This is a genomic window from Fulvivirga sp. (genome assembly GCF_040220315.1).
Lineage (GTDB): Bacteria > Bacteroidota > Bacteroidia > Cytophagales > Cyclobacteriaceae > Fulvivirga.
In genome coordinates this window covers 1-11,355 of record NZ_JAVJUY010000028.1, presented here as the reverse complement: position 1 = coordinate 11,355, position 11,355 = coordinate 1, and the positions used below count along the sequence as shown (strand labels likewise).

General features: G+C 36.9%; 8 protein-coding genes. 1 reads left to right on the top strand and 7 read right to left on the bottom strand.

Annotated features, from left to right (window positions below):
• The 6 genes from RLO81_RS00975 to RLO81_RS00950 form a co-directional block, all read right to left on the bottom strand.
• The coding region (locus RLO81_RS00975) for a hypothetical protein (protein WP_350105915.1) at positions 1-739 on the bottom strand (739 nt) is incomplete at its 3' end.
• 62 nt (positions 740-801) lie between these two features.
• Positions 802-2,268, bottom strand: a complete 1,467-nt coding sequence (locus RLO81_RS00970; protein WP_350105912.1) for a SusE domain-containing protein — start codon at positions 2,266-2,268, stop codon at positions 802-804.
• 12 nt (positions 2,269-2,280) lie between these two features.
• A complete protein-coding gene (locus RLO81_RS00965; RefSeq protein WP_350105909.1) occupies positions 2,281-3,102 on the bottom strand; it encodes a DUF8578 domain-containing protein in 822 nt (273 codons plus the stop codon).
• 3 nt (positions 3,103-3,105) lie between these two features.
• Positions 3,106-3,618, bottom strand: coding sequence for a DUF5004 domain-containing protein (locus tag RLO81_RS00960; RefSeq protein WP_350105906.1), 513 nt, complete (start codon positions 3,616-3,618; stop codon positions 3,106-3,108).
• 19 nt (positions 3,619-3,637) lie between these two features.
• Positions 3,638-5,023 carry a RagB/SusD family nutrient uptake outer membrane protein gene (locus tag RLO81_RS00955; RefSeq protein ID WP_350105903.1) on the bottom strand — a complete coding sequence of 462 codons (1,386 nt, stop codon included), beginning with the start codon at positions 5,021-5,023 and terminating at the stop codon, positions 3,638-3,640.
• A 13-nt stretch (positions 5,024-5,036) separates the two neighbouring features.
• On the bottom strand, positions 5,037-8,048 hold the full coding sequence (locus tag RLO81_RS00950; protein ID WP_350105900.1) for a SusC/RagA family TonB-linked outer membrane protein: 3,012 nt from the start codon (positions 8,046-8,048) through the stop codon (positions 5,037-5,039).
• A gap of 440 nt (positions 8,049-8,488) precedes the next feature.
• Between RLO81_RS00950 and RLO81_RS00945 the strand changes: the two genes are divergently transcribed.
• Positions 8,489-9,511 carry a LacI family DNA-binding transcriptional regulator gene (locus RLO81_RS00945; RefSeq protein WP_502880414.1) on the top strand — a complete coding sequence of 341 codons (1,023 nt, stop codon included), beginning with the start codon at positions 8,489-8,491 and terminating at the stop codon, positions 9,509-9,511.
• Positions 9,512-9,513: 2 nt separating this feature from the next.
• On the opposite strand, the gene RLO81_RS00940 is transcribed toward RLO81_RS00945, so the two are convergent.
• A partial coding sequence (locus tag RLO81_RS00940) for an FG-GAP-like repeat-containing protein (protein ID WP_350105897.1) occupies positions 9,514-11,355 on the bottom strand: 1,842 nt, incomplete at its 5' end.

The window sequence follows — 11,355 nt, the reverse complement described above, 5'->3', positions numbered from 1 at the left end:
TTGTATTAGCTGAGTAATTTATTCCCGGTATTATTCCCGAAGGTCTGGCTGCCAGGTTTTCTGCGCGTACAATAATTTGAACTTCGTCTGTTACAGTAGTGCTTCCAGAAGTTGCAGATACGCTAAAGGTAGTAGTGCCGCTAGTTGAAATAGTGGTACTAAATGTAACCGAAGAGCCTGAATTAGAGGCTACCGGGGAGCCATTTTGAAAAATGGTTAAACTACTGGCTGTTGATGCATTAGCCGTAATTGTAACAGATTCATTTAAATCTATAAACAAAAATGGTTCCGATGGTGAACTAATAGAAACAGCCAATTCTCCCATTGAGATATCTATTTCAAAATCTTGTGTTTGACCTAATGGCCAATCAGATGCCTTTGCTAAAAAGCCGATTTTAGTAATTTCTTCTGCCGGTTTATTGAAGAAATCAGTAGGAGTAAATGTAATTGTAAACTCATTCGGGTTACCTGTGGGTGAGAACTTTGCTTCATCCAATGAACCATCATTAGGAACAGGATTAATGTTTGTGGGAGCATCACAATTAGTTGAGCAGTTCTCCGGTAAAAAAGCCCAAATCCATACATCTGTTTCATCTTCCATGTCTGAATCACCTGTTAAATCAATAGTAATAGATAGCGGTGCATCTGCTGTTGGAAATGCAGGATCGGTTGAAAATGATTGCGCATAAATAAACTGAGAGCCAACAAAAAGCAGTAAAAAAGAAAGGACATATTTCATAAGAATGCTTTTAAAAAGAAATAGCGTGGTTGGCCACGCTATTTCTTTCTACTAACCTATTTTCAATTTAACACAATAGTCATGTTATTATCATCCACAGTAATGGTAAACTCGCCCGGTGTACCTATAAATCTGAAATTTTGATCACCATCCATGGCATTTTCAAAATTCGCATCAATAGTATATCCTGCTCCTTCATAATGAGGGTAATTTAAACCTGAGCCCCAATCACCGTTGGAAGTAAAAAATCTAAATGAGTCATTAACGAATTGTAATGTAGCCTCATATACACCACTTTCAATTTGGTATGCCACTGTTGGGGCATCCCAAGACCACCCTCCAGGAGTAGCTGCACCTACTAAATAAATCGGGTCTCCAACTGTTAATCGGATTGATTTATCTACTGTATTTAAAGTAAATGTATATTCACCAGGTGTTCCAGTAAATCTGAAATTTTGATCACCATCCATAGCATTTTCAAATCTTGAATCAATGAAGTAGCCTTCTCCTTCATAAAAAGGATAATTTGTTCCTGACCCCCAGTCATCTCTTGTATCAAATACTCTAAAAGATTCATTTGAGAAGACTAATGTTCCTTCAAAAACACCTTCAGAAACCTCAACTATTTCTGTTGGAGCATCCCAAGACCAGCCACCTGGTGTAGCCGCACCAACTAAAAATTTAGAAGCTATTGGGTTATATCTTCTTAATTCAACAGAATAAGTTTCACTAGATTCTAGCATAAGATCGGCAGTAGAAGCAACAACCTTCCAATCAATTGTTAAATATCCTGCTTCTTCTACACCTTGAGACAAAAGAAAATCTTCTAATTCCTGATTAGTAAATGTTACTTGTGCATCCACTCCCATATTATCCGATACAACCTCTAACAAAGGGTCACTAAAATCTCCACCTGTTGCATCTGCCAACCAGGTATAAGTGATATCATTGCCAAAACCAGAAAAAGTAGATTCCCAGGTAATTGCAATTGGTGCATCAGGTGCATCGATATTTAGCTCAACCAACGCACCATCTGCAGGTGTTGATAAACTAAAAGGTGCTATTTCATCTACCATTCTCCTAATAGTTACAGTGGATGATTCAGCTACTTTTAATATATCTCCATTAAATGCGGTTACAGTCCAAGTAATTGTTGATTCTGCACCGGTTGCTACTCCTAAACCATCCAAAGCATCTTCAAGTTGCTGATGAGTGAATGTAATCTCATTTGCCAGTCCATCATTATCCGATGGTATTGCCAACGCTGGATTAGCAATATCAACAGCACCATTAAATGCCATCCATGTGTAAATAACATCCGATTCTAATCCCGAGGCAGCCTCTGACCATGAAACAGTTACTTCTGCCTCCGGTTCAATTGAACTCAACGCAACAGTTTCATCAATTGAATTTAACGTAAAGTCGTCTAAGGCTTCTAGTCCAGTTCCAATTGTTCTCTCGTCATCATCTGAACAGGAGAATAACAATCCGACACTAACCAGCATAAAAAGTATATTTCTTAATTTCATAATATTCATTTTTTAGTTTAAGGATAGAGGGAAAGCCTCATATGTTGCCGACTGTTGACTGCCATCAGCACTTCTAAAAATGTACTTAATAGAAGTAATTTCATCACCCTGATTTAAACCTAAAAGTTCATTGGGAATAAATGTTAGGGAGAATACTTCATCACCTCTATCAGTCATATTAAGAGAAGGTGTATTACCAACCTCAGGCCATGCAACAAAAGCTACATCACTTTCAAATGCACCACCTGCCCTTACTACATCATAAAACAGGTATACATAGATATCTTCTAGGTTTTTGATTGAAGAATCATCCGTTAAAAAACTCTTATCCAAAAACAAAGTAACCACATCTTCCTGTGTGAATTTTGAAGGAAAAGTTCTATTTTCACTAGGGACAAATTCTATTGGTGTTACTGTGACTGTAAAATCTTGGGTTTGAATTCCATCTCCCCAATCTCTACTTTTTAATACAAAGCCAATCTCCCTTATCTCACCAGGATCTTTACCTAAAAATTCTGTTGGTACGAATGTAATAGAATATACATCCGGATTATCTTCACTTCTCGTCATTTTTGCTGCTTCCGTTTCTTCACCTCCAGCAGGATTAATGTTTGTAGGTGCATCACAATTCGCACTGCACCCATCTGAAATGAATACCCATGCCCAAACATCCTGAGTGTATCCAACCAACCGATCGTCTGAACTAGCAGTTGCATCTATCGTAAAGGTAACCTCATCCTCTGCTGTAAAAACAGCTGGACTAGTTTTAACTAATTGACCTATACTGTCTAATGACAAAAACGATATAAGTAATATGAATAATGTCCTTTTCATAATTTATTGCTTTTCAAATTTATATTCATAACTCACGAAGGCATTTGTAATTTCTCCTTCACTATTGCGTTGAAATCTTGTTAATTTCAATGTGAGAATGCCTTCAAGTAATCCATTATATGTTGCTATGTCAAGTGTTCTGCCTCCCTGAAAATTAATTTGAGATGGGAACTCCTGATCATCTAGTGTATAGGAGCCGGAAGAAGAGCCAATGACGTCTGGAGAATTACCTTGAGTCACACTATAACTCCCATCCGCACCAATTACTAAAACCAAATCAGTAAATGGGAATAAATTTGTTAAGTCCTCTCTTAAAACAAACTCTGGAAAGCCCTTTCTTACGGCATCTTCATCAGTTTGTACAACACTTGATAAAGCCCACGTACCAGAAAGTAGTGCTGTTTTACTTTCAGCAGGATCTAACTTAAGATCCTCTATATCATCACTACATGCCGAAATAATCAGCAGGCAAACTGCCAGCATGTATGTCCATTTATTATTTATTATTCTTTTCATAATCGCTTGATTCATTTAATTAGCAATCGTTTTGTTGAATGGAAGGATTTCCATTTACTTCTGAGTTCGGTATTTTGAAAAGCAACTCACATGAGTTATAAGGCAAACCTTGAATGTTTTGCTTTGTTCTTTTCAATTCATGGAATCTGTCGCTAAACTCAAAAGCCATTTCCAGCCTTCTCTCTTCTCTAATTTGTTCAATTAAATCACCCTGTCCACCAAATGTTACTGTTAGTGCCGGGTCATTAAATGCTCTTCTTCTTACAGTTTGTAAATCTGCTGCTGCCAGGTTTAACTGATTATCTTGAGCATAAGACTCAGCTCTTATCAACAAAATATCAGATAACTTTATTACTGGTAAATTAATAACAGGCTCACCATTTTGATTGTTTCTGTCGTATTTAGCCACATAGTAACGCTCCTCGCCACCTGAACTTGCTGATCTTAAATTATACCAACCTGCTCTTGTATCATTAGGGTCTGAAGTAGCTAATTCGCCAAATTCGAAACTCGCGTAATAATTTGGGTCTTGATTATCCTGAGAATAGGTGCCAACAATAGCAGCTCCGGCATCATCTGCAACTATACTATTGAACTCGAATATTGACTCATCACTATGATCAATTTGCCATAAATCGCTCACACCGGGGTTAAGCATATAGCCCCCTTGCGTGATAACCGCATTAGCTTCTATCAGCGCATTGTCATAATCACCCTGTTGAAAGTATACTTTAGCGAGTAATGCCCTTGCTGCCATGGCAGTCGCACGGCCATCTACATCTGCAGTCATTAATCCCTGTGCATCAATTAAATCTTCTATTATTTGATCATATACAGCTTGAACAGTCGCTCTAGGCTGTGAAGATATTGATCTGCTTGCCTCCACTCTTAATGGAACACCTGGCTGTTCATTTACTTGTCCAAATTCATAGGGATACGCAAAATATTTAATTAACTCGAAATGGCAGAAAGCCCGGATAAATAATGCTTCACCAAGAAATTGATCTCTTTCAGCACCAGTGGCAAAATTATCAGCTTCTAAAATCACATTATTAGCTCTATTAATCGTTAAATAAAGCTCATTCCACATTCCTCTTACTGTAGTATTCTGAAAATTAAAATTCAATGCTAATATTTGAGAAATATCAAAGCCTGTTGAGTTTGCTGGGGTTGTTTCAATTTCTTCCGCCATTAAACTTCCTATCCAGTTACTTACGCCTCCAAGCGCACCTCCCGATCTAAATACCGAGTACGTACCTATGAGGGCAAGTTCTACATCTTCTATACTATTAAATGCTTCATCTGTGAGTACTGTATTTTCAGCCTCAGGTTGAAAATCTAACTCACATGATGTAATACTTGTTATAAATAGTGCAAGTATTAGTATGTTAACTATTTTCTTCATTTTCATAATCAATTTAGAATGACACATTTATACCTGCAGTAATTGTTCTTGCCTGCGGAGGAGTAAAGTATGTTGCACTCGCTCTCAAGCTTCTATCTAATGGATTTTGGTTATCACGCACAACTTCCGGATCTCCCTGATCATATTCTGTGAACAACAATAAATTGGTTGCTTGTACAAAAACCCTGGCTCTAGAGAGTTTATACTTCTGTAAGAAGTCTGAAGGCAATGTATAACCCAATTGCAAATTCTTAAGTCGTAAAAAATCGCCATCTTGTAAATACAAATCTGAGTTGATAAATGGTGTGTTAAGTGATAATGCAGGATACTTAGCATCTCTGTTATCTGGTGTCCATCTGTCTAATATTTCTCTTCTTTGATTAAAACCAGCTATTTGAGCTAATTGTTGAGGTCCTTCGCCATTATAGATTTGGAATCCAACAGAGAAGTTAAATAGCACGCTTAAATCGAAGTTTTTATAGGAGAAAGTGTTTGTAAACCCGCCAAAGAAATCAGGGAAAGGAGAACCTGCTCGTACTGCATCATTCACCTGATCTGGCGTATAGGTCTGATTACCATTTATATCTAAGTAAATAGCTCTACCATTATTTGGATCTGGACCTACATACCTTTGTAAATAGAATGTTGCAAAATCCTCCCCTTCAAATAGTCTAATTTCACCACCATCACCTGAATCAAAAGCCTGCGGTGGAAGTCCGGAAAGGTCTTTCACAGTATTGTCTATAGTTGTGAAATTAAGATCAGTTGTCCATTTAAAATCTCCAACTAAGTTTCTTGACGTTAAACTTACCTCAAATCCTTTTACCTCAACTTCCAATGCATTTTGGAGAACATTGGTGAATCCTGAAGAAGAAGGAACATTGGCATTAAATACAAGGTTATCAGCATTTTTAATGTAATAACCGAGTGTACCGTAAATTCTATCTCCAAATAAACCATATTCTAACCCGATGTCAAATGTGGTTGTTTCTTCCCACTGTAAGTCGGGATTATCAAGTCTCTGTGGTGCAATACCTCTAATTAAATTTTGATTGTTATTGTAGTTGGCATTGGTAATGAATAATCCATACTCTTCATAATTACCTATCTCAGCATTACCAGTAACACCATAAGCAGTTCTCAACTTCAAAAAGCTTAAGATTTCATTATTAGCAAGAAAATCTTCTTCTGAGATAATCCAACCAGCTGAAACTGATGGGAAATATCCCCACAAGTTGTTCTCTCCAAATCTTGATGAAGCATCCGCTCTCATGGTTGCTGCGAACAAATATTTATCTCTGAATTTGTAGTTAACTCTCGCGAAATATGACAAGAAGCTAAACTCCTGAAGATCCCTACCAAAATCAGTAACAGATGAAGGGTCAAATTCATCCTTAGTCCTGCCATCAATCTTGCCTTCGAGGTTATTTACATTAAATCCTTTAGTGTCAGTTCTTGAGTAATTGTAACTCTGACCTAACAGGAAAGTAAAATTGTGATCGGTATTTAAAATTCTGTTGTAAGTAAGAGTATTATTGGTTGTATAATTTTTAACAAATACATCTCTACTATCACCGTTGCCTAAAGCAGCACCCTGCCCAGGTCTGAACTGATCTTCATTTTGATCCAAATAGTCAATTCCAAAATCAGTTTTAAAACTTAACCCTGGAACAAATTGACCTAAATCATAAGAAACTGATGCATTGGCAAAAGTTCTATGTTCTGTTGTTCTGTAATCATTTCTAAGATCTAATAGTGGGTTTGTAAAAGGAACTTCATCCCATAATGTGCCATCAGCTTCTCTAATTGGATAAATAGGCAAGGCTGATCCTTGTGCGCGACCTAACCCACCGGCAAAACCAACAGGAACACGATCATTCGTGCTGTATACCTGATTTAATCCAATGGAGACTTTTAAGTCTTCAGTAACATTATAATCAAAGTTTACCCTTCCACTCAGTAGTTTAAATGTGTTTCCTTCTAAGAAACTGTTATCTTCTTTGTAAGTACCATTAGCATACAATCCATATTTATCGGTTCCTTTGCTGTAACTGGCATTAAAGTTTTGGATGAATCCTTTTCTTAGAACTTCATCTTGCCAGTCAGTGTCAGTAGCAAGAGCTTCTTCTCTTGATATACCTCCCGGTAATGGTGCAGGGCCAACATTTCCATCATTTTCCCATGCTTCCTGATATAATTGTACGTATTCAGAAGAATTTAATAAGTCCTGACGTACAGTCTCCTCATTGAAACCTGCATAATAACCTATGTCTACCTTACCCTTTCCTGAAGTACCTCTTTTCGTTGTAATTAAAACAACACCATTAGAAGCCCGCGAACCATAAATGGCAGCTGCAGCTGCATCTTTCAGTACCTGGATAGACTCAATGTCATTGGGATTTAAACTAGCCAGTGCGTTAGTGTTAGAAGCTATTTGCTTACCACCACTCCTACTTAAGTCTCCTGAAGTAATGGGCACACCATCTAGTACATACAATGGTTCAGGACTACCAGAAATTGAAGTTGAGCCTCTTACACGCACTGATATAGCAGAACCTGCAATACCACTACCTTGAATTACCTGAACCCCAGCAGCTTTACCTGTAAGTGCCGATTCAAAACTGGGTAGAGGTTTACTTTCAATGTCGCTAGCACCTAATGATGAGATAGATCCTGTAACATCCACTTTTCTTTGCGTACCGTACCCCACTACTATCACTTCACTTAATTGCTGTACGTCAGGCACCATTTCAACATTGATAGTTGTCTGGCTTCCTACCTGAATTTCTTCAGTAACATAACCTATAAATGAAAAAACCAGCGTAGCATCCGAGCTAACACTGATTGTGTAATTTCCATCGATATCTGTTACTGTTCCCTGAGTGGAACCTTTTACCAGAACGTTTACGCCTGGTAATCCTCCACTTCCTGTTTCCGTCACCTGACCGGAAACCTTCATTTCTTGTGCTTCAACTGCCACCGTTGAAAGACAGAATAGCACAATAAATAGTAAACTATACTTCATAAGCTGTAGGTTAATATATTAATATTTTAAGATTTAGGTATGCAGCAGTTAAAAAACAAGCGCTTCTTACGAAATACTTACACAAACGATTGCACTCATCATTTGAAGTAAATAAGAAGAGTTTTAATCTGTTGTTAGCTGTTTGCATACTATCTAATATTCTAAAAAAAGCCCATTTAAACAATTTTTAAGCCGTTTTTATTGAAATTATTTATCGAAATCGAGACCGCAATCGTTTGCGATAAAATTACTTCATATAAATAATTAAGCGATATAGGAAATCATGGTTAGAATTCGTTTCCAAAATACAAATTGCACTATTTAAATATTTTGGAATTTATAACCTCATTTTTATAATCCTAAATTTTCATTGATCATATAACAATACCCGCCCTGTTTGCTTATATTGGCAGGTCAATAAATACATAGAAACTTTAATAATGAGAAGCAGTCAGGTTACCATTAAAGATATAGCACGTGAACTTGGTATTTCACCTTCCACCGTATCAAGGGCATTAAAGGATCATCCTGACATAAGTATTGAAACAAAGAAGGCTGTTACTGAGCTAGCAGAAAAGCTTAACTATACTCCCAATTCCATTGCGCTTAGCTTGAGGCAACAGAAAACGAATACTATTGGCGTTATTATACCGGAAATTATTCATTTCTTCTTCTCAACAGTGATAAGCGGTATTGAGGATATAGCCTATGATGCCGGCTATAGTGTAATTGTTTCTCAATCCAATGAGTCATATGAACGCGAAGTCATTGACTCTAAGGCACTTTTTAATAACCGGGTGGATGGAATGTTGATCTCTCTATCAAGAGAAACAGTTCAATTCGATCATTTAAAAAGCTTGTTCGATCGTGGTGTGCCTATGGTTTTCTTTGATCGTGTGACGGATGCTATCAATTGCAGTAAAGTAGTTGTAGATGATTTTGGCGGAAGTTTTGAAGCCACAGAACATTTGATTAATCAAGGTTATAAACGTATAGCACATCTATCTGGCCCTAAAAGTTTAACGATAAGCGAAGTGCGCTTGGAAGGTTACAAGGCAGCACTTGCTAAACACAATATTCCTTATGATGAAAAACTGGTAATGAGGGATAATGCTTCTGAAGATGAGCAATCTGCAAAAAAATTAACGGAGCAACTTCTCTCAGGTATCAACCCTCCTGATAGTCTTTTTGCCATAAACGATATTGCCGCACTTGGTGCCATGATAGCTGCCAAAGAGAAAGGATTAAAAATTCCTAAAGACTTTGGCATAGTTGGGTTTAGCAACTGGCGTTTTACGTCTTTAACAGAACCACCGATGACAACTGTTAACCAGCCAGGCTTTGAAATGGGTCAAGAGGCAGCCAGACTTTTAATCAAGCAAATTGAAGCAAAGGATGACGAGTTAGTTGAGCCTGAAACAGTGAAGTTGAAGACGAACTTGATTGTGAGGGGAAGTTCATAAAGCTACTTGATTATAAAGCGGAAGTTTCCCTGATCAGTTAAAAGAAAGAATATTCCCTTAATTTCCGGTTTAAATGCGAGTAAAATTTCATCACTATCAAGTGAGCTCATTTCAAAAGCTACCGTTTTACCCAAATTATCAATTACATTTAATACTGCTTCAGACTTTAGACATTTAACCATTATCTGAGAGCCCGATTCAGTGGAAATGACTGGATTAGGATAGATTTTAATAAGAGATGAATTACTCTGTTCGGTTGAAAGGATTAGGGTAGAAATTTCAACAAAGTCTGAGTAACCAGAGTTCATCGCATCATTAACTGCTTGAATTCGATATTGATAAATACCATTATAATAAACTGAGCTATCTAAATACGATGTTTGATTTTGATTGACCTGAAAGTAAGTTTCGCTATTTTGCTTTCCGATTTTTATTCTTTCCAAAATAAAGCCGGATTCATTATGCGATCTGTCAGACCAACTTAAAACAACATCCTTTTCCTCTAATCTGGCAGTTAAAGCACTTGGTCGGTGAAGCACGTCAGCATCTGTAATTTGAAGTATTTGATTTATTGATATGTTATACTCTTTTGATACGGCACCACCCGGCCAATAGAGTAGTACAGAATCAATGGAAATGTCTTGGCCAACTCCAAAATGTGCCTCGTAGGGTTCCTGACCGTAGAAGCTTGTTCCAGCATGTATAATTCGTGTCTGTTTAAAATTATTATGAAATAAATCAACCTTAGTGCCAAGAGCAAAATGGTTATTTCCCATCATTCGAGGTTGTATTATAATGAAACCATTGGTTGTAATACCCGAGTTTTTTAGAAGTCTTGAATTAAATTCTGATGAATTAAGGCTTCTGGTGGTTTGAAATAAATCTAATTGGCCATCACGGTTATAATCAAAAGAAATTAACGTGGCTGCGTTAAATTCATCATTAAAACCGGAAGAAACTGATTCATCTATAAAATTTTCTCCATTGTTAATGAAAAATTTTGATTGGTCAATCACTTCAAAGGGAACATCCCAACCGTTGGTTGTTGCCAAATCTAATCTTCCATCGCAATTGGCATCAAAAAAAGTAGCACCCCATCCCCAGCCTCCTGATTCGACTTCAAAATCTTTACTTACCTCTTCAAAAATAAAATTGCCTGATTCTCTTCTGTTTTTTAATAATATATTGTGGTAATCGTTACCTAAATAGTTTTCAATATTGGTAGCATAGATATCCAGATCAAGGTCATTATCAAAATCACCGATAGTCATACCCATTTCATTAAATGAATTAGTTAGGTTGGATACTATTGAATTGTCTTTAAATCCATTACCTCTATTCAACAAAAATATGTTACTCCCAAAATCTACATTGCAGTAAACATCTAACAAACCATCCTGATTTAAGTCTACAATCATGGGTTGATAGTATTTATTATTGCCTGTTGGCATACCCATTATTTCTGATGATTCTGTAAAAGTTTTATCACCATTGTTGACAAAAGTCAAAAGCTTACCGTTTCTAACAGTTACAATAAAATCAATAAAATCATCCTGATTTAGATCTCCTGCGGTTGTGCCACCAATGTTCTGGTTTGTTGATATAGGGCCGTACCCATTGAGCCCAACCAATGAAGTAACATCTACAAACTTTCCCTCTTGATTCTCATAAAATAGAAAAGGAGTTATTCCGGGGCAGTTTAATTCATCAAAATAACAATCTCCCATTACAACCAGATCCAAATCTTTGTCATTATCATAGTCAAACCACAATGACATTGTAGTTCTCATGGTATGATTAAGGTCTAGTTCCGCAGCCATATCAACATATGAGCCGTTACTATT